This window comes from Pseudomonas sp. SP16.1, from assembly GCF_052682975.1.
Map to the genome: position 1 here is coordinate 4,257,678 of NZ_JBQYFZ010000001.1, position 21,514 is coordinate 4,279,191.

The following is a 21,514-nucleotide window of genomic DNA, read 5'->3' on the forward strand; positions in this document are numbered from 1 at the left end:
ACGCCCGCTGGCCTGCGCCTGCCACGGGTGGGCGCGCCACATAATAAGAACGGAGTGGTGTGATGATCATCATCGCGATTTTCGTGTTTTCCCTGCTGGGCGCCATGGCGATTGGCGTACCGATTTCCTATGCGCTGATCCTCTGCGCGCTGGCCATGATGTATCACCTCGATCTGTTCGACGCGCAGATCGTGGCACAAGGACTGATCAATGGTGCCGACAGCTTTCCGCTGATGGCGGTGCCGTTCTTCATGCTGGCCGGCGAGCTGATGAATGCCGGTGGTTTGTCCAAGCGGATCGTTACCATGGCCGTTGCCCTGGTTGGCCACATCAAGGGTGGCCTGGGTTACGTGACCATCCTGGCCGCCTGTGTGCTGGCCAGTCTGTCCGGCTCGGCCGCTGCCGATGCCGCCGCGCTTGCTGCGCTGCTGGTGCCGATGATGGTCAAGGTCGGCCATGACCGCGCCACCTCGGCTGGCCTGGTCGCCGCCTCCGGGATCGTCGCGCCGGTGCTGCCGCCGTCGATTGGCCTGATTCTGTTCGGCGTTGCCGCCAACGTGTCGATCACCAAGCTGTTCCTCGCCGGCATCGCTCCGGGTCTGATGATGGGCCTGTCGCTGTGCGTTGCCTGGTACCTGGTTTCCAACCGCGAGACGCTGATCACCCGCCCGCGTGCGCCGTTCAAGGAAGTGCTCAAGGCGTTCTATGAAGGCGTCTGGGCGCTGCTGTTGCCGGTGATCATTCTGGTCGGTCTGCGTGCCGGCATCTTCACCCCGACCGAGGCCGGGGTGGTCGCGGCGGTGTATGCGCTGTTCGTGTCGCTGGTGATCTACCGTGAGTTGACCTGGAAGAGCATGTATCAGGTTCTGCTGTCGTCGGTGCTGACCACTGCGATGGTGATGTTCCTGGTGGCCTCGGCGATGGTCGCGGCCTGGATGATCACCGTCGCCGACCTGCCAAGCTCGGTGGTCGCGGTGCTGGAACCGCTGATGGACAGCCCGCGCCTGCTGATGCTGCTGATCGTGGCGATCATCGTGCTGATCGGCATGGCCATGGATATGTCGCCGATCATCCTGATCCTGGCGCCGGTGATGATGCCGGTGGCGGTGGAAGCGGGCATCGACCCGATCTACTTCGGCGTGATCTTCGTCATGACCTGTGCGATTGGCCTGATCACGCCACCGGTCGGTCTGGTGCTCAACGTGGTCGCCGGGGTTTCCAAGATCGACTTCCTGGCCACGGCGCGCGGTGTGCTGCCGTTCCTGCTGGCCGAGCTGCTGATCATTGGCCTGCTACTGCTCTTCCCGCAGCTACTGCTGGTACCGGCGCAGTGGTTGTACTGATGACCTATCACCCTGCACCGGGCCGCCTCTGGCGACCGGTGCAGGCGGGCTTCTGCCCATCTTTCTGCCTATCAAGCCGTCATAAAAACAAGAGGACGTAGTCATGAAATTCATTCCCAAAGCCCTGACCGCACTGCTGTGCTCGTCTGCCATGCTGTTGAGCGCTGCCGTACACGCCGAGGAAATCAACCGCCACAACTTCAAGGTCGCCTTCGTCATGGCCAAGGATCACCCGCACGGGCTGGGGGCGAACAAGTTCGCCGAGATCCTCAAGGAGAAGAGCGACGGCAAGATGAAGGTGATGGTGTTCGCCAGCGGTACCCTGGGTGGCGATGCGCAGGTGATTTCCTCTGTGCAGGGCGGCACCGTCGACATGACCATGGTGACCCCCGGCCTGCTCACGGGCATTGAGAAGAGCTTCGGTCTTTACGGTATGCCGTTCCTCTTCAAGAACTCTGCCGAAGTCGACGCGGTACTCGACAGCTCGGTCGGGCAGAGCCTGCTGACCAAGCTGGAGCCGCATGGCCTGATCGGCCTGGGCTACTGGGATCACGGTTTCCGCCATGTCACCAACAGCAGGCGTCCGGTGCAGACAGTGGAAGACATCAAGGGCCTGAAGCTGCGCCTGATGCAGATTCCCTCCGCCATCGAGTCGTTCAGGGCCTTGGGCGCCAACGTGGTGCCGCTGTCGTACACCGAGCTGTACACGGCGATGGAAACCCGCACCGTCGACGGCCAGGAAAACCCGCTGGCGGCCATCGAGGCCTCGAAGTTCTATGAAGTGCAGAAGTACCTGTCGCTGACCGGCCACTTCTACGACCCGCTGGTCGTAATCTTCAGCAAGCGTACCTGGGACAAGCTCAACGAAACCGAGCGTGAGCTGGTTCGCAGCGCGTCCCTGGAAGCCCAGGCTTACGAGCGCAAGGTATCCCGCGACATGGCGGTGAGCTCCCTTGAAGCACTGGCCAAGCATGGTATGCAGATCGACGAAGTCGCCCCGGCAGAAATCGAGCGCATGCGTGAAGTGGTGCGTCCGACCGTCGAGAAGCTGGTGGCCGAATATGGCCCAGAGCTGATGGCGGAAATGAATGCCGAGATCGCCAAGGTCCGCAACGCCCAGTAACCCTTTACGCCTGTGCTCGGCACGGCTGGTGCCGGGCACAGTCGCTACATGCAAGGTGGAGTCTCATGACCGCTATCAATGTTGGGTTCATCGGCCTCGGGTTGATGGGCCATGCCATGGCCAGCAACATCCAGAACAAGGGCTTCAGCCTCGGAGTTACGGCGCACCGCAACCGTCAGCCGGTCGAGGATCTGGTCAGCAAGGGCGCCCGCGAATACGCCAATGCCGCCGAGTTGACGCGTGCCGTCGACGTGGTGCTGCTGTGTCTGCCAGGCACGGCGGAAGTCGGCCGCGCTCTGGCTGGCGAGACCGGTATTCTCGCTGGCTTGCGCCCGGGGCAGATCGTCGTCGATTGCAGCACGGGTGATCCGAATCGCACCGCCGAGCTGGCCTCGCAGGTGGTTGCACAAGGCGGCCATTATCTCGATACGCCGGTCAACCGGACCCCTAAGGATGCCGTGGCCGGACGCCTCAATGTGCTCGCCGGCGGCGATGCCGAGGTGCTCGACAAGGTGCGCCCGGTGCTCGAGTGTTTCTCCGAGACCATCCACCACCTTGGCCCCCTGGGCTCAGGCCACAAGGCCAAGGTTATCCACAACTTCATTTCCCAGGGCAATGCCACCATTCTCGCCGAGGCGTTCTGCACGGCGGCGAAGAATGGTATCGACCTGGCCGCATTCGCCGAGATCTGCAGCATGAGCGGCGGCTACAGCCGCACCTTCGAGCGGATCATTCCCTATGTCCTGAAAGGCGACGATTCCGGGCAGCAGTTCGCCCTGGCCAACTGCGAGAAGGACATGCGCTATTACACCGAGCTGACCAAGCTGACTCCGACCACCGGCATCGTTTCCGACGCGGTGTACCAGACCTTCATGCTGGCCAAGGTGCTCGGCCACGGCGACAAGTACGTGCCGCGCCTGTTTGACGTGCTGGGCGAAATCAATGGTGTACGGGTCAGCGCCCGTCAGGAGGACAAGGTATGAAACTGCTGCGTTACGGCCCGCTGGGCAAGGAAAAACCGGCTCTGGTTGCGGCCGATGGCAGCCTGCGCGATTTGTCACAGCACGTGCCCGATATCAACCCGCAGACGCTCGACGCCAAGGCACTCGATGAGCTGCGTGCGCTCGATCCGGCCAGCCTGCCGCGAGTCGAGGATGGTGTTCGTATCGGCACGCCCATCGCCAACATCGGCAAGCTGATCTGCGTCGGACTGAACTACGCCGACCACGCCAAGGAATCCAACCTGCCGGTGCCCAGTGAACCGGTGCTGTTCATGAAGGCGACCAGTGCCATCTGTGGGCCGAACGATCAGGTGATCATTCCGCGCGGCTCGGAAAAGACCGACTGGGAAGTGGAGCTGGGCATCGTCATCGGGCGCAAGGCGCAGTACGTCGAACGTGAGCAGGCGCTGGAGCATGTTGCCGGCTACTGCATCGTCAATGACGTTTCCGAGCGCGCCTACCAACTCGAAAGGGGCGGCACCTGGGACAAGGGCAAGGGCTGCGACACCTTCGCGCCCATCGGTCCCTGGCTGGTGACGCCTGACGAAATCGCCGATCTGCGCAATCTCGATATGCACCTGAGCGTGAATGGCGAGACCCGGCAGAACGGCAACACTCGCACGATGATCTTCTCCATCGACGAGATCGTCAGCTACATCAGCCAGTTCATGACGCTCAACCCGGGTGACGTGATCTGCACCGGCACGCCGCCAGGCGTGGGCGCGGGCATGAAACCGCCACAGTTTCTCAAGGCCGGCGACCGCATGCATCTCAGCATCAGCGGCCTGGGTGAGCAGCGCCAGAACGTGGTGGCCTGGCAGCGTTGAACATTGGGCGGCGCCTGTCGCCCGCACCTGAACGAGATGAGGTTTGAATATGCAACGACGCCTTTACCCAGGGCGCGATTTTCGCCGTGCGCAGAATATTGACGAGTTGCGCGAGATGGCGCGCCGCCGGTTGCCGAACTTTTCCTTCGAGTATGTCGAGGGCGGCGCCGACGATGAGGTGACGCTCAGGCGTAACCGCAGCGTATTCGAGGGCATCACCCTGCAGCCGCGCACACTGGTCGATGTTGGCCAACGCGATCTTGGGTGTCACTTCTTCGATCGCCCATCGAGCATGCCTTGTTTGATCGGCCCGACTGGCTTCAACGGCCTGCTGACCGATCGTGGTGATTGGCACCTGGCCCAGGCGGCCACCCGTGCCGGTATTCCCTTCGTGCTGAGCAATGCTTCCACCGTCGCCATCGAAGAGATCGCTGCCATCGACGGGGTGCGTGCCTGGATGCAAATTTACCTGTACCGCACCCGCCAGCACGTTGCCGATCTGGTGGCGCGCTGCAAGGCACTGGAACTAGAGGCCATAGTGGTCACCACCGACAGTGCGATCCTCGGCAATCGTGAGTGGGACCGCCGCAATTACAGCCGGCCGCTGAAGCTCGACCTGCGCAATACCTTCGACGTTGCGGCCCATCCTAGCTGGGTCTGGGATGTGCTGGTACCCCATGGCGTGCCGCGCTTCAAGAACCTGGGCAATCTGTTGAAGCCAGGGCAGGACTCGGTGAAAGGCGCGGCCAGTGCCATCGGCCAGGAGCTGGACGCCACCCTGAGCTGGCAGGACATCGCCTGGTTACGCGACCTGTGGCCCGGAAAGCTCATTATCAAGGGCCTGATGCATCCGGACGATGCGCCCCAGGCACTCAAGTACGGCGTCGATGGCGTGGTGCTGTCCAATCACGGCGGTCGCCAGCTCGATGGCGCAGTGTCGGCCATGGAGGTGCTGCCCGGTATCGTACGGCAGCTCAAGGGGCGCGTTAGCGTGTTCCTAGATGGTGGTTTCCGCCGCGGCACGGACATTCTCAAGGCCCGTCTGTTGGGCGCCGATGGGGTGTTCCTGGGGCGTGCGGGTCTGTATGGCCTGGCCGCGGGCAAAGGCCCGGGGGCCAGCCACGCGATCGAGATCCTGCGTAGCGAGATGGACCGTTCCCTGGGGCTGCTGGGCTGCAGCAGCCTGGAGGAGCTGACTCCCGATCTGATCCACGATCCCGTCTGGCGCGGCTTGGCCGAAGCCATTCGTCGCTAGTTTTCCAACTGCCTCGCACCCACCCACGAATCTTCAGGTGCGAGGCAGCTTTTTATGACCTGCCATCCTTGGTAGCCACCCTTTCGGGGGCTTCGCACGCCACGTTGAAAATGGCTCCCGGCTATTTTTTAGGCTCTGTCTGAGTTAGCTGTTGCAGTGGTCTAAACTGAATCGTGATCTTTCCCAGCATGAGGGATCTATCATGAAAGCGGTTCAGTTTTCGCGGTGGATGGCACAGCTCTCCAGCCTCAACCCAGAGCAACGCGACCAGTTGAGATCCAAGCTCTTGCCAGCTGCCAGGCACTCGCAGGACGCAATCAAGGCCCCAAGTCATTGCCCGCATTGTCAATCGCGGGAACTGCGCCCCTGGGCTTCCAGTGGTGACTTGCCGCGATACCGCTGCAAGGTTTGCGGTAAAACCAGCAATGCCCTGACGGGCACCCCAATGGCGCGACTGAGAAAGCGCCATCTCTGGCAAGACTATGCGGACGCACTGACCCAGAGCCTGAGCGTGCGCAAGGCCGCCGTTCATTGTGGCGTCAGCAAAAACACAGCTTTCCTGTGGCGACATAGGTTTCTTTCGCGGATTGCCGATCACCAGGCCCAGCACGCGTCAGGCATTGTTGAAGCAGATGAAACCTTCTTCCTGGAGTCCTTCAAGGGGCAACGCGAACTGCCTCGACCGCCTCGTCGGCGCGGTGGCAGCGCCAAACGACGCGGACTGTCTGCCGAGCAAATCCCTGTGCTGGTGGTAAGAGATCGCAGTGGTCAGCAGGCAGACTTCAAGTTGGAAAAGCTGGATGCACAGCACATAGAGGAGCGGCTACGCCCGCTGATAGACGCGGATGCGATTCTCTGTACTGACAGCGCAAGTGTCTACGCCCATTTCGCCAAGGTTGAAGGCATCACTCACCGACCGATTAACCCGAGCCAGAATCGACGGGTTGATGGTGCTTTCCACATCCAGAACGTGAATGCCTACGACAGCCGACTCAAGAGCTGGATGATTCCTTTTCATGGTGTAGCCACCAAGTACCTAACGAACTATCTGGGCTGGCGCCGCCTGCTTGAGCGCTACAAAACACAGCTCAACCCATTGATTTGCTTGAAAGAGGCGTTGGGGTATAGGGATATGCAACAGCTAACTCAGACAGAGCCTTTTCGTTTATCTGCGTAAGCTTGCAGCTGGCTACATGCTGGGTCAGTAATGACCTTCAATATAGGCATAAGCCTTTTCAAACAGACTTTTGTCCTTGCTCAAACCAAACTGCGCCAGGGTCAGCATCAGAGCCTTCTGGATTTCACGCGGGCCGCTGTTGGAGTTCTGCCAGCCTTCAAAACGAGTGACTTTCACGATTTTGTCGATCTGCTCGACCACATCGCCAATCAGTTTCGGCGTGGTTTCCGGACGGGTCTCCAGGAAGAGCTTGGTCAGCGCCTGGTTACCCCACCGCGCCGGGTTCGAGCCAGATCGCTGCGGACAAGAATGGCTTCCTCTACCTGACACCGCAGGGCATGGCCGCCGACTTCGCCCAGGACCTGCCAGCCGCGCAGACGGCGGTGATGACCACCACGCAAGGCCCGATACGCGCGGCAGCGTTCGATGAGCGCACCAGCGTCGCGGCCTGGAAGCAGAAGCCGTCCTGGTACCTCGTCGCCAGCGATGACCGCATGATCGTGCCGCAGATGCAACGCGACTTCACCAAGAAGATCGGCGCGCAGACCACCGAGATCGCAGCCAGCCACGTACCGCAGCAGTCGCGCCCAAGCGATGTAGCCAAGGTGATCATTCAGGCGGTGGAGAAGACGCAGGCAGCGCGTTGAACGAGGGAGTGAGCGCAGGGCGAGCGGTTGCTCGCCCTGCGCTCGTCTTACAGGATCGACAGCGGGTAGTTGATGATCAGACGGTTCTCGTGCAGATCCTGGCCCACGTCGCGGCGCACGTCGGAGTTGCGCCAGCGGATGCTCAGGTTCTTCAGCGTGCCTTCCTGGATGGTGTAGGCCAGCTCGGATTCGCGGCCCCACTCTTCGGCGTTGTCACGGTTGGCGGTCTTGATGTTATCGCCGCTGACGTAGCGGTTCATCAGGGTCAGACCGGGGATGCCGAGGCCGGCGAAGTTGTAGTCATGGCGAACCTGCCAGGAGCGCTCTTCCGGGTTGTCATAGCTGTTGGTGAAACCGTCGTTGACCAGAGTGCCGCCGCTGGTGCCGTCGACACGCATGAACTTGGTATCACCGCTGAGCTTCTGGTAAGCAACCATGAAGGTGTTGTTGCCGGTCTTGGCAGTGAACGCCCCCTGATAGACCTTGTTGTCCAGGTTGCCGGCCTTGGCCGAGCCTTCTTCCTTGCCGGTGACGTAACCCAGGTTGGCACCGAGTACCCAGTCACCAACCTGCTGGCTGTGGGTCAGTTGCACGTAGCTCTGCTGATAGACGTTTTCCAGGCGGGCATGCCAGGCGCCGACCATGGTGTTGTTGCCGTTGAAACGGTACTCACCACCGGCGAAGTTGAAGTCATCGCCCTCGACGAGACCAAAGGGAGTGCCCGAGTTGAACGCCATCTCTTCGCGGCTGGCATCGTTACGCTGGCTGTTCTTCCAGAACTGGCCGCCGTACAGGGTCAGGCCATCGATCTCGTTGGACGTCAGCTGTGCGCCCTGGAAGGTTTGCGGCAGCGAGCGGCCGTCGTCGGCACGCAGCATCGGCAGCACGGCGAACCACTCGCCGACCTTCAGTTCGGTCTTGGAGAGCTTGGCTTTGGCGGCCACAGCAGTACGGCCGAACTGATCAGCCGCCTGGCCGTCATCGTGGATCGGCATCAGCTGGGTATTGGCGGCGCCACGGTTGCCGTCCAGCTTGATGCTGTACAGGCCCAGCACGTCGAGGCCGAAGCCGACGGTGCCTTGGGTGTAGCCGGAGCGGGCATCGAGGATGAAGCTCTGCGTCCAGCCTTCGGCCTGGCCCTGGAGTTCGCCCTGAATTCGCGGGTCGGTGCCGTTGAGGTAATTGCGGTTGAAGTAGTAGTTGCGCAGGCCGAGGGTGACCTTGGCATCTTCGACGAAGCCGGCGGCGTGGACATTGCCAAAAGGTAGAGCAGCGATGGCGCTGACCAGGCTACAGGCGGCAAACAGTGGGGTACGGCAGAAAGTAGGTGTCATATCTTGTTGTTCTCTTCGACAGGTTAAAAAAAGCGGTGCCAAAGCACCGCGAGGGATAACGCTGCGCCGGGACGGGCGCAGCATCATGGGGTCGAGCTGAAAGACTCAGCTCAGGGCATCACGGGTGTGCACACCGTCAACCAGACGCTGGATACCCAGCGGGTTGGCGTTCTGCAGCGCCTCCGGCAGTACCTCGTCCGGGTAGTTCTGGTAGCAGACCGGACGCAGGAAGCGGTGGATCGCCAGGGTACCGACCGAAGTGCCGCGAGCGTCGGAAGTCGCCGGGTACGGGCCGCCATGCACCATGGCGTCGCAGACTTCAACGCCAGTCGGGTAGCCATTGAGCAGCACACGACCGGCTTTGACTTCCAGCAGCGGCAGCAAGTCGCGGAAGGCGCTCAGGTCTGCACGCTCGGCGATCAGGGTCGCGGTCAGCTGGCCGTGCATGCTCTGCAGGGCACGGGTCAGCTCGGCGCTGTCGGCCACTTCGACGACGATGCTGGTCGGACCGAAGACTTCTTCCTGCAGCAGATGGTCGCCTTCGAGCAGCATGCTCACGTCAGCCTTGAACAGTTGCGGTTGCGCCTGGTTGCCGGCCTGCTCGTTGCCCGCCAGGTGGCTGACTTTTGCATGGCCTTTGAGCTGCGCCACACCGTTGGCGTAGCTGCGCAGGGTGCCGGCGTTGAGCATGGTCTGTGCCGGTTGTGCGCCGATGGCATCGGCCAGGCCGGCGACGAACTCGCTGAACTCGGCGCTGCGAATGCCGATGATCAGGCCAGGATTGGTGCAGAACTGACCGCAGCCCAGTACCACGGAGCCCGCCAGCTCCTTGGCGACAGTGGCACCACGCGCTTTCAGGGCGCCCGGCAGGACGATCACCGGGTTGACGCTGGACATCTCGGCGAATACCGGAATCGGCTGTGGACGGGCAGCGGCCATATCACACAGGGCGCGGCCGCCTTTCAGCGAACCGGTGAAGCCGACAGCCTGGATGGCCGGGTGCTTGACCAGGATCTCGCCGACGCCGCCACCGAAGATCATGTTGAACACGCCCTTGGGCATGCCGGTTTTCTCGGCGGCGCGAATCACTGCGTCGGCCACGCACTCAGCGGTGGCCATGTGGCCGCTGTGCGCCTTGAACACCACCGGGCAACCGGCAGCCAGCGCAGAGGCGGTATCGCCACCCGCGGTGGAGAAGGCCAGCGGGAAGTTGCTGGCACCGAACACGGCAACCGGGCCAACACCGATCTGGTACTGACGCAGATCCGGACGCGGTAGCGGCTGGCGATCCGGCAGGGCGCGGTCGATGCGCGCACCGTAGAAGTCACCACGACGCAGCACCTTGGCGAACAGACGCATCTGGCCACTTGTACGACCACGTTCGCCCTGGATACGGGCCGCCGGCAGTGCGGTTTCGCGGGTGACCAGAGCGACGAATTCATCACCGAGGGCATCGAGTTCGTCAGCGATGGCGTCGAGGAACTCGGCGCGGCGCTCGGCCGACAGGTTGCGGTAAATCGGGTAAGCGGCGGCGGCAGCCTGGGCAGCAGCGTCGACTTCTTCGACTGTGGCCTGGATGAAGGTGTAGGGCAGCGCTTCACCGCTGCTGGCGTCGAGGCTCTTGTGCACGACGGTGCCGGCAGCGCGGCGCTCACCGCCAATGTAATTGTGGCCAGTCAGACTCAGCATGGCGTTCTCCTGTCAGGTGGGGCGACGGGGTCGCCGCCAGGGACAATGAAAATGAATGAGGCCCCGGCTTTTTGGGCCAGGGATTGGCAACTGGCTATACAGTTGTCAGACGTATGATAAGTGATAACTTCGGCATTCGTCCCCTTGTGAGGGCGCAATCCGAATCCGCCGAGCGGAATTTCGACCCGACAGCAGTGCTGCCGGGCCTGGCAGATCCTTACAGCTGACGTACACCGCCGACCTTCACCGCTGGCGCATGCACGCTGATCCCGTTGCGCAGCGGCTCGCCCAGCGCATCCAGGCTGACTTCGAAGGTATCCCCAGGTTGCGCCTTGATGCCGTCGGCGAACGACAGGGTCGCAGTGCCGAAGAAGTGCACGTGCACGTCACCCGGACGCAGGAACTGGCGATACTTGAAGTGGTGGTACTCGAGGTTCTCCAGGCTGTGGCACATGTTGTCCTCGCCGGAGAGGAACTCCTTCTCCCACAGCACCTGGTCGCCACGACGGATGCGGCTGATACCGGACAGGTGACGCGGCAGCTCGCCGATCAGCATTTCCGGGCCGAAGGAGCAGAAGCGCAGCTTCGAGTGGGCCAGGTAGAGGTAGTTCTTGCGCTCGACCACATGGTCGGAGAACTCGTTGCCCAGCGCGAAGCCGATGCGATACGGCTGGCCATCGTCGCCAATCACGTAGAGGCCGGTCAGCTCCGGCTCTTCACCGAAGTCCTCGGCGAAGTCGGGTACCGGGAAGTCCTCACCGGGGCGAACCACGATGCTGCCGTCCCCCTTGTAGAACCACTCCGGCTGTGCGCCTTCGCTGCCTGCAGCCGGGCGACCGCCGGCCATGCCCCACTGGAACATCTGCATGGTGTCGGTGAGCTTGCCTTCGGCCTGCTGCGCCTCGACCTGCTGGTGCATCTTGTCGCGGGTGGAGGCGCTGCCCAGGTGGGTCAGGCCGGTGCCGGATACCAGGCAGTGAGCCGGGTCGCTGTGATCCAGCGGCGCCAGCACGCGGTTCTGTTCAATCAGTTCGGCATAGACCGGGCCAGGCTCGACGCCCAGGCGCTCGATCTCGGCGATCAGGCCATGGCCGTTGCGGATCGCCTGCAACGCCAGCTCACGGGTAGTGGCAACGCCCTTGACCACGCTGATGCGCACGCCACCGACGACGCCAACCTGGCGCTGGCCCTGTTCGTTCTCAAACTGAATCAACCGCATTGCGCTACTCCTGTTGTTCTTGTTCCGCCGCCATTGCGGCGTTGCTTGGCCAGCACTTTAAAAATTGCCCGCAGTGCTGCCTAATGAAAGCTTCTGATTAGGTGATAACTTTTCGTCATCCCCATGCTGCAGCCACTGACCCATATCGTTTCCCGCCTGCGCATCCGCCAGTTGCGGTTGCTGATCGCCCTCGACGAACTGGGCACGCTGCACCGTGCCGCCGAACGCATCGCCATCAGCCAGCCGGGTGCGACCAAGGCGCTGCACGAGATCGAAACCACCTTCGGCACGCCCCTGTTCATACGCACGGCCCAGGGCCTGCAGGCCAATGACATGGGCCGCTGCGTGATCCGCTACGCGCGCCTTATCCACAACGACCTGGCACACCTGCACGACGAGATGCAGGGCATCCTCCAGGGCCATGGTGGTCACCTGGCAGTGGGCACCATCGCCGGCTCGGTGCCGCTGGTTCTGCGCGCCCTCACCCGGCTGCGCCAGGCGCAGTCGGATATTTCCGTGCAGATCGTCGAGGAGATCAGCCCGCGACTGCTCAAGCTGCTCGATGAAGGCCGCCTGGATCTGGCCATCGCCCGCACCAGTGGCAGCCAGCATCCGGACGCCTACGAGTGTCTGAGCCTGCACGCCGAGCGCCTGGCGCTGGTGGCCGCCCCGCAGCATCGGCAACAGGGCAACCCCGCGCTGAGCCTGGCCGATCTGCGCGACTGCAGCTGGGTGGTCTACCCCACCGGCACGCCGATGCGCACGGTGCTGGAGCGTGAATTCGGCGAGGCCGGCCTGGAGTTTCCCCGCTACCCGCTGGAAACCTCGTCGACCTTCACCATGCTCAGCCTGCTGCAGGAGGACCCACAGCTGGTGGCGGTGATGCCCTACTCCATCGCCTGCTCAAGCGAGGGATTCGGCCTGTTGCGCCGCCTGCCCCTGGAGCTGCAGGCGCGCAACGAGCCATGCTCGATCATCCATCGCCGCGGCAGCAGCCTGTCACCACTGGCGAGTCTGCTGCTGGAACACCTGCGCAGCGAGCAGGACGCCCTCTACGAAGGCGCATAGACCGCCCCTCACATTGACTGGCGCAGCAACTCGGCGTAGTCCTCAGCACTCGCCAGACGCGGGTTGGTCTTGTGGCTATGGTCGGCCAGCGCCCCTTCGATGATCGCCGGGAACATCGACTCATCCACGCCCATCTCTGCCAGACCCGCCGGCATGCCGAGGCGACGATTCATCTCGCGGATCGCCGGAATGATTTCCTCGGTGCTACCCAAGCCCATGGCCTGCGCGATGCGCTGCAGCTTCTGCTCGTCGCGTACCGAATCGGACTGCGCGTTGAAGGCGATCACCGCCGGCAGGAATACCGCGTTGAGGGTGCCATGGTGCAGCCTCGGGTTGATGCCACCGAGGGAGTGGCTGAGGCTGTGCACGCAACCCAGGCCCTTCTGGAAGGCCAGGGCGCCCTGCATCGAGGCGCTCATCATGTTCAGCCGCGCCTCGCGATCTCCGGGGGTACGGGTTGCACGCTCGATGTGCCGCCAGGCGCGCCACAAACCATCCAGGGCGATGCCGTCCGCGGGTGGGTTGAACGCCGGCGCCATGAAGGTTTCCAGGCAGTGGGCGATGGCATCCATGCCCGTGGCAGCGGTCAGTTGCGCCGGCAAGCCGAGGGTCAGTTCGGGATCGCAGATCGCCGAACGCGGGATCAGGTAGGGCGAGATGACACCGACCTTGCGCCCATCATCGAGAATCAGGATGGCGCCACGACCGACTTCGCTGCCGGTGCCGGCGGTGGTGGGGATGGCGATTACCGGCGCGGTGGCGGCGGTGATGCGGGTCAGCCCACCTTCGATGACGGCGAACTGCTTCAGCGGGCCTTCATGGGTGCCGCATACGGCAACACCCTTGGCCAGGTCGATGGAAGAACCGCCACCGACCGCGATGATGCCGTCGAAGCCGCCATCGCGATAACGCGCAGCCGCAGCACGCACCACACCTTCATTCGGGTTCGGCGGCGTCTGGTCGAATACCTCGGCAACGGCGGGCTCGGCCAGTTGCGCCAGCACCTTGTCGACGATACCTGCAGCACGCACCCCGGTATCGGTGACGATAAAGGGCCGAGTGATACCAATGCGCTGACACTCGGCAGCCAACTGGCCGAGGGCGTCGTAACCGAACTGGACTTGGGTGAGGTAGTTAATAAGTGCCATGGGAAGCCTCTGCTTTGTTTTTTGTAATAGCAGGCAGCGGAAAACGTCGAGTAAGATCACTCGGACACTCTCACGGATAGCCTTGCCACCCTGACAAACTATGAGATAGAGGCGCCCCTGACTAATGAGAGGCGCTGATACTGCTATAAGGGAAAGCTATATATGCTGCCATCGGTGTCCTCCATTTTTTCCCGCCTGCGCTTCCGCCAACTGCGTCTACTGATCGCCCTTGGCGAGCAGGGCTCGTTGATCAAAGCCGCGGAACTGGTATCGATCAGCCAACCCGGGGCAACCAAGGCGCTGCAGGAAATAGAGACCACGCTGGGCGCGCCGCTTTTCGTACGCACCAACCGCGGCCTGGAGGCCAACGAGCTGGGGCATTGCGCAATTCGCTATGCCAAGCTGATCCAGACCGACCTGACCCATCTGCGCGAGGAAATGCTGGGTATTCTCCAGGGCCACGGCGGACGACTGTCGGTCGGCGTGATCATGGGCGCAGTGCCGTTCATGACGGATGCGCTGACCCGGCTGCTGGAGGAGCACCCGGATCTTTCAGTGGAAATCGTCGAAGACACCAGTGCGCGCCTGCTCAGCCTGCTCGACCAGGGTCGTCTGGATTTGGCGATCTGTCGTACCAGCATCAGCCGCCAGCCGGAGCAATACGACTGCATCGACGTGCGTGACGAAACCCTGGCCGTGGTCGCCAACCGTGATCATCCGCTGGCCGGCCGCGCGCAACTGGAACTGGCCGAGCTGGCTGACAGCCGCTGGGTGGTCTACTCGGCCAACATGCCGATGCGCCTTTCACTGGAGCGGGAATTCCAGCAGGCGGGGCTACGCTTCCCGTTGCACCTGCTGGAAACCACCTCGGCCTTCACCACCCTGTCGCTGCTGCAGAAGAACCCGGAACTGGTCGCCCTGCTGTCGACAGACGTGGCGCGCTTCTGCACCGGTTTCGGCATGACCTGCATCCTGCCGCTGCAACTGAAGAGCCGCAGCGAGCCGTATCAGCTGATCACCCGGCGCGGTGTCAGCCTGTCTTCGATCAGCCGCCTGTTCATCGAGCAGCTCACACCGGCGCAGGGCAACACCTGAGCATCAGACCAGGCCGCGTGCCGCCAGGTTGTTGATCAGCGCGTTGAGACCGAATTGCCAGACCGGCGCCTTGTCGCTGTGGTTGACGCTGTTGTGCAGGGCGCCCAGTTGCTCACTGCTGATGATCACCCGATCGGCGAGCTTGTGGGTGAAGCCGCCACCCGGCGCATCACGATCCTCGGTCGGCGCGAACAGGGTGCCGAGAAACAACAGGAAGCCATCCGGATACTGGTGATTGCGGTTGAGCGCCTGGCCGACCAGATCCAGCGGATCGCGGCTGATCTTGTCCATGGAGCTGGTGCCTTCTAGCACATAGCCGTCAGTGCCCTCGACGCGCAGGCGAACCACCGTGTTGCGCACATCATCGAGGCTGAAGGTATCGTCGAACAGGCGGATGAACGGGCCGATGGCGCATGAGGCATTGTTGTCCTTGGCCTTGCTCAGCAACAGGGCACTGCGGCCTTCGAAATCCCGCAGGTTGACGTCGTTACCCAGGGTTGCACCCAGCACCTCGCCACGGCTGTTGACGGCCAGCACGACCTCCGGCTCCGGATTGTTCCACACCGAGCCGGGATGAATGCCGATCTCCGCCCCGCTGCCAACGGCAGCCAGTACCGGTGCCTTGGTGAAAATCTCGGCATCCGGGCCGATGCCGACTTCCAGGTACTGCGACCACAGGCCCTGCTCCTGCAATAGCGCCTTGACCTGCTGGGCCTTCTCCGAGCCCGGCTTGATGCTGGCGAAATCGTCACCCAGTACCTGCCTGACCTTGGCTCGCACACCTTCGGCCAGGCTGGCGTCACCACCGGCGCGCTCCTCAATCACACGCTCGACCATGCTGGACGCGAAGGTGACGCCGGCAGCCTTGAGCACTTGCAGATCGGCCGGCGCCAGCAGGCTGGGCAGCTGTGGATTGAAATCAGCACCGCTGTTGCACAGCAATGCCTCGACGCTGCACAACGGGCTGCCGCCAACGCTCGCCAGACTGGCCAACAACTGCTCGCGCTCGAACAGCCCGCTGAGGGTCGGCGCGAGAGTGGAAAGATCGTAGACGCCATCTTCACGCAGCAGGATAGGCGCAGGCCCCGCGTGCTCTCCGGGCAGCCAGGCCCGGCCGACGAGGGTTCCGCGCAGGCCGTCTGATGGCAAGGTGTTACTGGGCGAAAGGCTGAGAGCATGTGACATGGCAGTGTCCGTCTTGTTATGCGAAGGGGATGCCTGCATGGGCACCCAGTGGTGCAGTCAGGCCGGCCGACCTTATCCCCCCAATCGCGATAACCACCAATGACTATTAGTCAGTACGCGATATGATCCGGTTATCGAGTCTTTCTGAGCACATCCGTCATGAGCCAAACCGGCAATCTCCCGACGCTTCACAACTGGCTGCGCTATCGCCACCTGGCCTTGATCGACAGCCTGGCCCGCACCGGCAACATGCACAGCAGCGCCCAGCAGCTGGGGCTGAGCCAGCCTGCGGTGAGCAAGATGCTGCGCGACATCGAGAACCAGTTCGGCTTCACCCTGTTCGAACGTCTCAACCGCGAACTGCCGGCAACCGAGCTGGGCGCGGAAGTGATCGCCTATGCACAGCGCGCCCTGAATGATTGCCAGACCTTCAGCTATCGCCTGGAAAGCCTGCGCCAGGGCGGCCATGGCTACCTCAAGGTGGGCGCCATCTTCGCCGCCACTGCCCACGCCCTGCCTGAAACCCTGTTGCGCCTGAAAGGCAGGCGCCCGCTGCTGACCATCGAACTGCTGGAGGACACCAGTGACCATCTGCTCAAGTTGCTGGAGCACAAGCAGCTGGACCTGGTGGTCGGGCGCTTCACCGATCATCCGCAGCGCCAGCGCTTCGATTTCACCGCGCTGGCCGAAGAGCCCTTCCTGCTCATCGCCCGCCCCGAACACCCGCTCTGCGCGCGGCAACGCGTCAGCCCGGCGCAACTGACCGAATGGCCCTGGGTGCTCTACCCGCTCAACACCCCGCTGCGCCAATCGCTGGAGCAGTCGTTCAGCGACGCCGGGGTCAACCCGCCAGCGAACAGCATCGAAACCACCTCCGTGCAAACCACGCTGAAACTGCTGTGCAACAGCGACACCCTGGCCCTGCTGCCGGAAGCCGTGGTGCGGCAGAACCTGCTCGACGGCAGCCTGAAACAGGTACAGACAAACCTGGCGCCGCCGCCGCTCGCCTACGGTGTGCTGCTGCGCAAGGACGAGCCCATATCCTCTGCAGTCCGCGACTTCATAGAGGCGTTGCGGGCAGCCATTCGCGACGAATCATCAGCGAATAACCCCTAGTTATGACTCGATGAAAAAGCCTCATTAGACTCCTCCCCCATAGTTGCCTAGTTTCGGCCTGGCTTTGATTCCACGCCGTGCCATCTGCCTGGCCGACTCGTTCAAGCGGAACCTAGCTGCACCTCACTCAAAATAACTTCAATAGGTGACCTTTCATGATCAAGCTAAGCACTCTGCTGCGCCCGCTCAGCCTCGCCCTTGGCTTTTCCCTTCTGGGCGCCCCAGTGGCAGCCATGGCCGAATACCCGAACAAACCCATCCAACTGATCGTGCCGTGGGCCGCCGGTGGCGGCAGCGACTCTGCCGCACGTGGTATCGCCACGGCGCTGGAGAAAGAGTTGGGCGTCACCATCAACGTGGTCAACCGTCCCGGCGGTGGCAGCGTGGTGGGCCACACGGTGATGGCCAGCGCCAAACCCGACGGCTACACCCTGGGCTTCGTGACCGGTGAGCTGAACATGATGCACTGGCAGGGGCTGACCAAGATCACCCACGAGGACTTCACGCCCCTGGCCATGACCAACTACGACTACCCGGGCGTACAGGTCAGCGCCGATGCGCCGTACAGCAACGTCGAAGAGCTCCTGAAGGACATCGCCGACAAGCCGAAGGGCACCTTCAAGGCTTCCGGCACCGGTCTGGGCGGCATCTGGCATGTGGCCTTCGCTGGCCTGCTGATGGATCGCGGCATCGAGCCCAACAAGGTCACCTGGATTCCCAGCCAGGGCGCCGCTCCGGCCATGGTCGAACTGGCCGCTGGCAGCATCGAACTCGTCCCGTCCTCGGTACCCGAAGCCCACTCGATGATCGAAGCCGGCAAGGCCAAGGGCCTGGCGATTCTCTCCCCCGAGCGCAACCCGGCCTTCCCGGATATCCCGACGATCAAGGAAAGCATCGGCAGCGACTACTCGCTGGGTGAGTGGCGCGGTGTCGCCGGCCCCAAAGGCATGGACCCGGCCGTGGTGGCCAAGCTCGAGGACGCCCTGGAGAAAGCCTACAACAGCGAGTTCTACCAGGACTTCATGAAGCGCCAGGGTTTCGGTGTCGAATGGCACAAGGGCGAGGACTTCAAGAAATTCCTGGTCGACAACAACGCGTACATGGGCGGCATCATCGAAAAGATCGGCATGAAGAAGTGACTTCATCCGATGCGACGCCCCGCCGGGGCGTCGCATGCTTTTGTTCCAGCGGTTCGAGAACGCACCATGAAAGACCTTCTGTTCGGCATCATTTTCATCGCCCTTGGCATCACCGTATGGCTGCTCGCGCGTGAGTTCCCCGCCGTACCGGGCATGCAGTACGGGGCCGACCTTTTTCCGTCCCTGATTGCCATCGGCATGACCGTAGGCGGTCTGCTGCTGAGCATCAGCGCCCTGCGCCAGCTGCGCACCAGTGGGCCGGACCAAAGCACACCCCGCCTGCCCCTGCCCAGCTTCGCGGTGACTCTGCCGGGCATCCTGGTGGTGGCCTACATCTACCTCAGCGACGTGCTGGGCGCGGCCACGATGATGCTGCTGATCATGCTGGTGCTGCTTGTGCAACGCGGTGTTCGCGTACTGCCCGCCATCGTCATCGCTGCGCTGGCCACGGCGGCTATCAGCCTGTCCTTCGGCCACCTGCTCAAGGTCCCTTTGCCCGTCGGCCCTCTGGGTTTCTGAGGAAACACGCATGAACGAACTACTCGACGGCATCTTGCTCGTTTTCAATTTTCAGACGCTGTTTGTGATCATCATCGCAGCGCTGTTCGGCGTTTTCGTCGGCGCCATTCCAGGCCTCTCGGCGACCATGGCCGTTGCGTTGCTGGTGCCCATCACCTTCGCCATGGAGCCCACTGCCGCCATCGCCGCGATCATCACCACTGCGGCCATGGCGATCTTCGCCGGCGACATCCCCGGCACCTACCTGAACATCCCCGGCACACCGGCATCAGCGGCCTACGTCGCCGACTCGGCCGCGCTCGGGCGCATGGGTCGTGCCCGCGAAGCATTGGGGGTAAACGTCACCTGCTCGGTGATCGGCGGTCTGACCGGCACCCTGGTGCTGGTGATGATTGCGCCTTCGCTGGCCGAGTTCGCGCTGAACTTCAGCTCCTTCGAATACTTCTGGCTGGCCGTGCTCGGCCTGGGCAGCGCGGTGTTCATCTCCACCGGTTCGGCGATCAAGGGATTCCTGTCACTGCTGGTTGGATTGCTGCTGGCCACCGTCGGCCTGGACCTGGTCACCGGTGCGCCGCGCTTCACCTTCGACGTGCCGGACCTGATGGCCGGGATCAACTTCATTCCGGTGATGATCGGTTTCTTCGCCATGTACGAGGTCATGAAGCTCTACGCTCAACCGCGGGACAAGGCCAATGACAACGGCTCGGCCCAGGACATCGCCCCCCAGAGCGGCAGCGTCTTCGGCCTGGTGCCGATGCACCTCAAGCGCTACTGGAAGAACGTGATCCGCGGCAGCAGCCTGGGCGCCTTCATCGGCGCACTGCCGGGTGCCGGCGCGGACATCGCCGCCTGGATCTGTTACGCCGTCAGCAAGAAACGCTCGAAGACGCCCGAAGCCTATGGCAAAGGTCATATCGAGGGTCTGGTCGACGCCGGCTCGGCGAACAACGCTGCGGTAGCGGGTGCCTGGGTGCCGGCTCTGGTGTTCGGCATTCCCGGCGACTCGATCACCGCCATCGTGATCGGCGTGCTGTACATGAAGGGCATGAACCCCGGCCCGACCATCTTCATGGACAACAGCGCCATGGCCTACGGTCTGTTCACCGCATTCTTCGTCGCCAACCTGATCCTGATCCCCATCGGCTACCTGGCGATTCGCAGCGCCCACGTCTTTGCCGTCACGCCAACCCGCGTGCTGATGCCGATCATCCTGTGCTTCTGCATCGTCGGCGCCTTCGCCATCAACAACAGCATCACCGACGTGTGGATCATGTTGATCTGCGGCGTGGTCGCCTACCTGATCGCCAGCGCCGACTTCCCCATCGCCCCGGCGATCCTGGGCCTGGTGCTGGGCAATATTCTGGAAAGCAATTTCATGACCTCGATGATCAAGGCCAACGGCAATCTGCTGGCCTTCGTCGAACGGCCGATCAGCATCGGCCTGGCGCTGCTGGTGCTGCTGATCGCCCTGTTCCCGTTGCTCGCCAAGCTCTGGCGCACACGCTACCCCGGCCCCCTCCCCCCGACCAAGGAAGCCATCGAATGAGCCGTATCGCCCCGCAACAACTCGAGCGCTTCGTCGAGCGACTGTTCCTCGACGCCGACGTCAGCCCGGAAGTGGCCAGCGTGGTCAGCCGGGTGCTGGTGGAAGGCGACCTGCTCGGCCACCACACCCACGGCGTGAAACTGGCCCAGGGCTATCTGCGCGATCTGCGCAACGGTCACGCCAAGGGCCAGGCCGCCAGCCTGCAGGTCGTGCGCCAGAGCCCGGCGGCGGTGCTCTACGACGCCGACTACCTGCTCGGCCCCTACTGCGTGGAACAGGCGCTGGACTTCACCGCCCGAGCCGCCCGCACCTTCGGTATCGGTGTGGCGACCATTCGCCGCTCGCACCATATCGCCTGCCTGGCCGCCTACCTGCAACGCTATACCGAGCAGAACCTGATTCCGCTGGTGCTCACCTCCGACCCGGCCGTGGCCTCGGTGGCGCCGCACGGCGGGCTGGACCCGGTGTACACGCCGAACCCGCTCGGCATCGGCATTCCCACCGGGGACAAGCCGGTGCTTATCGACGTCAGCATGTCGACCATCACCAACGGCCTGGTCAACAAGACCCACCAGGCCGGCGGCCAGCTGGAACACGCCGCGCTGATCGACCAGGACGGCCAGCCGACGCGCGACACCGCGACCTTCTTCGCCACGCCGCCGGGCGCCATCCTGCCCCTGGGCAGCCTGGAGTTCGGCCACAAGGGCTTCGCCCTCGGCACCCTGGTGGAAGCGCTGACCGCCGGCCTGGGCGGCTTCGGCCGCAAGGACGGCGTCAAGCAGTGGGGCGCCGCCGTCACCGTGCTGACCTTCGACCCGGTGTTCTTCGGTGGCGTCGATGAGCTGAAAGCAGAGATGGATCACTTCGTCGCGGCCTGTCTGGAAAGCCGCCCGCGCGTGGCGCAGAGCCCGGTGCGTATGCCGGGTCATGCCGGTATCGCGCGCCGGGCCAAGGCCTTCGAGCAGGGGCTGGAGCTGCCGGAGGATGTGCTGGCGGCGTTGCGCACCGCGGCCAACGAGGCCGGCAGCGATTGGCCGTTCTGATTGCTCCGATCGGTTAAACAAGGCTATGTCTGAGTTAACT

19 protein-coding genes and 1 pseudogene are annotated in these 21,514 nt (G+C 63.1%); 14 read left to right on the forward strand and 6 right to left on the reverse strand.

Annotated elements, in window-relative coordinates:
- The first annotated feature begins 65 nt into the window (after nt 1-65).
- From ACUTAF_RS20095 to ACUTAF_RS20120, 6 genes are all read left to right on the forward strand, one after another.
- On the forward strand, nt 66-1,343 hold the full coding sequence (locus tag ACUTAF_RS20095) for a TRAP transporter large permease subunit (RefSeq protein ID WP_445582479.1): 1,278 nt from the start codon (nt 66-68) through the stop codon (nt 1,341-1,343).
- Between the two features lie 103 nt (nt 1,344-1,446).
- Nucleotides 1,447-2,466, forward strand: a complete 1,020-nt coding sequence (locus ACUTAF_RS20100; protein WP_445581632.1) for a TRAP transporter substrate-binding protein — start codon at nt 1,447-1,449, stop codon at nt 2,464-2,466.
- Nucleotides 2,403-3,449 carry an NAD(P)-dependent oxidoreductase gene (locus ACUTAF_RS20105; protein WP_445582480.1) on the forward strand — a complete coding sequence of 349 codons (1,047 nt, stop codon included), beginning with the start codon at nt 2,403-2,405 and terminating at the stop codon, nt 3,447-3,449. Before ACUTAF_RS20100 ends, ACUTAF_RS20105 begins: the two co-directional genes overlap by 64 nt.
- Nucleotides 3,446-4,294 carry a fumarylacetoacetate hydrolase family protein gene (locus tag ACUTAF_RS20110; RefSeq protein WP_445581633.1) on the forward strand — a complete coding sequence of 283 codons (849 nt, stop codon included), beginning with the start codon at nt 3,446-3,448 and terminating at the stop codon, nt 4,292-4,294. Before ACUTAF_RS20105 ends, ACUTAF_RS20110 begins: the two co-directional genes overlap by 4 nt.
- Nucleotides 4,295-4,343: 49 nt before the next feature.
- Nucleotides 4,344-5,549 (forward strand): alpha-hydroxy acid oxidase, encoded by a 1,206-nt coding sequence (locus ACUTAF_RS20115; protein WP_343351903.1) that lies wholly within the window; start codon nt 4,344-4,346, stop codon nt 5,547-5,549.
- A 202-nt stretch (nt 5,550-5,751) separates the two neighbouring features.
- Nucleotides 5,752-6,726 (forward strand): IS1595-like element ISAchd1 family transposase, encoded by a 975-nt coding sequence (locus tag ACUTAF_RS20120; RefSeq protein ID WP_445581634.1) that lies wholly within the window; start codon nt 5,752-5,754, stop codon nt 6,724-6,726.
- A 24-nt stretch (nt 6,727-6,750) separates the two neighbouring features.
- Here ACUTAF_RS20120 and ACUTAF_RS20125 read toward each other — a convergent pair whose 3' ends face one another.
- Nucleotides 6,751-7,056, reverse strand: coding sequence for a hypothetical protein (locus ACUTAF_RS20125; RefSeq protein ID WP_317527421.1), 306 nt, complete (start codon nt 7,054-7,056; stop codon nt 6,751-6,753).
- Here ACUTAF_RS20125 and ACUTAF_RS20130 point away from each other — a divergent pair.
- Nucleotides 6,990-7,373, forward strand: a pseudogene (locus ACUTAF_RS20130) (alpha/beta hydrolase); the annotation flags it as partial. The gene ACUTAF_RS20125 and the pseudogene ACUTAF_RS20130 sit on opposite strands and share 67 nt — an antisense overlap.
- Nucleotides 7,374-7,420: 47 nt before the next feature.
- On the opposite strand, the gene ACUTAF_RS20135 reads toward ACUTAF_RS20130, so the two are convergent.
- The 3 genes from ACUTAF_RS20135 to araD1 all read right to left on the reverse strand — a co-directional run bounded on the left by ACUTAF_RS20135 (nt 7,421) and on the right by araD1 (nt 11,615).
- On the reverse strand, nt 7,421-8,707 hold the full coding sequence (locus tag ACUTAF_RS20135) for an OprD family porin (protein WP_397498016.1): 1,287 nt from the start codon (nt 8,705-8,707) through the stop codon (nt 7,421-7,423).
- Between the two features lie 105 nt (nt 8,708-8,812).
- The gene (locus ACUTAF_RS20140) at nt 8,813-10,396 is read right to left on the reverse strand and encodes an aldehyde dehydrogenase (NADP(+)) (RefSeq protein WP_445581635.1); all 1,584 of its coding nucleotides are present in this window, start codon (nt 10,394-10,396) and stop codon (nt 8,813-8,815) included.
- A 217-nt stretch (nt 10,397-10,613) separates the two neighbouring features.
- Nucleotides 10,614-11,615: an AraD1 family protein gene (araD1, locus tag ACUTAF_RS20145; RefSeq protein WP_445581636.1), complete on the reverse strand. Its 1,002-nt coding sequence runs from the start codon at nt 11,613-11,615 to the stop codon at nt 10,614-10,616.
- A 123-nt stretch (nt 11,616-11,738) separates the two neighbouring features.
- Between araD1 and ACUTAF_RS20150 the strand changes: the two genes are divergently transcribed.
- Nucleotides 11,739-12,683, forward strand: coding sequence for a LysR family transcriptional regulator (locus tag ACUTAF_RS20150; RefSeq protein WP_317527425.1), 945 nt, complete (start codon nt 11,739-11,741; stop codon nt 12,681-12,683).
- 8 nt (nt 12,684-12,691) lie between these two features.
- Here the strand turns inward: ACUTAF_RS20150 and ACUTAF_RS20155 are convergent, their stop codons facing one another.
- Nucleotides 12,692-13,831 carry an iron-containing alcohol dehydrogenase gene (locus ACUTAF_RS20155; RefSeq protein ID WP_397498018.1) on the reverse strand — a complete coding sequence of 380 codons (1,140 nt, stop codon included), beginning with the start codon at nt 13,829-13,831 and terminating at the stop codon, nt 12,692-12,694.
- A 162-nt stretch (nt 13,832-13,993) separates the two neighbouring features.
- Here ACUTAF_RS20155 and ACUTAF_RS20160 point away from each other — a divergent pair, with 162 nt between their 5' ends.
- A complete protein-coding gene (locus ACUTAF_RS20160; protein WP_397498019.1) occupies nt 13,994-14,926 on the forward strand; it encodes a LysR substrate-binding domain-containing protein in 933 nt (310 codons plus the stop codon).
- Nucleotides 14,927-14,929: 3 nt separating this feature from the next.
- Here the strand turns inward: ACUTAF_RS20160 and ACUTAF_RS20165 are convergent, their stop codons facing one another.
- A complete protein-coding gene (locus ACUTAF_RS20165) occupies nt 14,930-16,111 on the reverse strand; it encodes a fumarylacetoacetate hydrolase family protein (protein ID WP_445581637.1) in 1,182 nt (393 codons plus the stop codon).
- A 159-nt stretch (nt 16,112-16,270) separates the two neighbouring features.
- Between ACUTAF_RS20165 and ACUTAF_RS20170 the strand changes: the two genes are divergently transcribed.
- The 5 genes from ACUTAF_RS20170 to ACUTAF_RS20190 all read left to right on the forward strand — a co-directional run bounded on the left by ACUTAF_RS20170 (nt 16,271) and on the right by ACUTAF_RS20190 (nt 21,474).
- On the forward strand, nt 16,271-17,227 hold the full coding sequence (locus ACUTAF_RS20170) for a LysR family transcriptional regulator (protein WP_013713423.1): 957 nt from the start codon (nt 16,271-16,273) through the stop codon (nt 17,225-17,227).
- A gap of 155 nt (nt 17,228-17,382) precedes the next feature.
- Nucleotides 17,383-18,366, forward strand: a complete 984-nt coding sequence (locus tag ACUTAF_RS20175; protein ID WP_445581638.1) for a tripartite tricarboxylate transporter substrate binding protein — start codon at nt 17,383-17,385, stop codon at nt 18,364-18,366.
- A gap of 66 nt (nt 18,367-18,432) precedes the next feature.
- Nucleotides 18,433-18,885, forward strand: coding sequence for a tripartite tricarboxylate transporter TctB family protein (locus tag ACUTAF_RS20180; RefSeq protein ID WP_445581639.1), 453 nt, complete (start codon nt 18,433-18,435; stop codon nt 18,883-18,885).
- 10 nt (nt 18,886-18,895) lie between these two features.
- Nucleotides 18,896-20,431 carry a tripartite tricarboxylate transporter permease gene (locus tag ACUTAF_RS20185; protein ID WP_445581640.1) on the forward strand — a complete coding sequence of 512 codons (1,536 nt, stop codon included), beginning with the start codon at nt 18,896-18,898 and terminating at the stop codon, nt 20,429-20,431.
- Nucleotides 20,428-21,474, forward strand: coding sequence for an Ldh family oxidoreductase (locus ACUTAF_RS20190; RefSeq protein WP_397498022.1), 1,047 nt, complete (start codon nt 20,428-20,430; stop codon nt 21,472-21,474). Before ACUTAF_RS20185 ends, ACUTAF_RS20190 begins: the two co-directional genes overlap by 4 nt.
- Nucleotides 21,475-21,514: the final 40 nt, after the last annotated feature.

What these genes read in the sequence shown, in the direction of transcription:
- ACUTAF_RS20170 (WP_013713423.1), top strand. Translation starts at nt 16,271, where the DNA reads ATGAGCCAAACCGGCAATCTCCCGACGCTTCACAACTGGCTGCGCTAT.
- ACUTAF_RS20150 (WP_317527425.1), top strand. Translation starts at nt 11,739, where the DNA reads ATGCTGCAGCCACTGACCCATATCGTTTCCCGCCTGCGCATCCGCCAG.
- ACUTAF_RS20115 (WP_343351903.1), top strand. Translation starts at nt 4,344, where the DNA reads ATGCAACGACGCCTTTACCCAGGGCGCGATTTTCGCCGTGCGCAGAAT.
- ACUTAF_RS20140 (WP_445581635.1), bottom strand. Translation starts at nt 10,396, where the DNA reads ATGCTGAGTCTGACTGGCCACAATTACATTGGCGGTGAGCGCCGCGCT.
- ACUTAF_RS20160 (WP_397498019.1), top strand. Translation starts at nt 13,994, where the DNA reads ATGCTGCCATCGGTGTCCTCCATTTTTTCCCGCCTGCGCTTCCGCCAA.
- ACUTAF_RS20100 (WP_445581632.1), top strand. Translation starts at nt 1,447, where the DNA reads ATGAAATTCATTCCCAAAGCCCTGACCGCACTGCTGTGCTCGTCTGCC.
- ACUTAF_RS20185 (WP_445581640.1), top strand. Translation starts at nt 18,896, where the DNA reads ATGAACGAACTACTCGACGGCATCTTGCTCGTTTTCAATTTTCAGACG.
- ACUTAF_RS20135 (WP_397498016.1), bottom strand. Translation starts at nt 8,707, where the DNA reads ATGACACCTACTTTCTGCCGTACCCCACTGTTTGCCGCCTGTAGCCTG.
- ACUTAF_RS20190 (WP_397498022.1), top strand. Translation starts at nt 20,428, where the DNA reads ATGAGCCGTATCGCCCCGCAACAACTCGAGCGCTTCGTCGAGCGACTG.
- ACUTAF_RS20175 (WP_445581638.1), top strand. Translation starts at nt 17,383, where the DNA reads ATGATCAAGCTAAGCACTCTGCTGCGCCCGCTCAGCCTCGCCCTTGGC.
- ACUTAF_RS20165 (WP_445581637.1), bottom strand. Translation starts at nt 16,111, where the DNA reads ATGTCACATGCTCTCAGCCTTTCGCCCAGTAACACCTTGCCATCAGAC.
- ACUTAF_RS20155 (WP_397498018.1), bottom strand. Translation starts at nt 13,831, where the DNA reads ATGGCACTTATTAACTACCTCACCCAAGTCCAGTTCGGTTACGACGCC.
- ACUTAF_RS20110 (WP_445581633.1), top strand. Translation starts at nt 3,446, where the DNA reads ATGAAACTGCTGCGTTACGGCCCGCTGGGCAAGGAAAAACCGGCTCTG.
- ACUTAF_RS20120 (WP_445581634.1), top strand. Translation starts at nt 5,752, where the DNA reads ATGAAAGCGGTTCAGTTTTCGCGGTGGATGGCACAGCTCTCCAGCCTC.
- araD1 (WP_445581636.1), bottom strand. Translation starts at nt 11,615, where the DNA reads ATGCGGTTGATTCAGTTTGAGAACGAACAGGGCCAGCGCCAGGTTGGC.
- ACUTAF_RS20180 (WP_445581639.1), top strand. Translation starts at nt 18,433, where the DNA reads ATGAAAGACCTTCTGTTCGGCATCATTTTCATCGCCCTTGGCATCACC.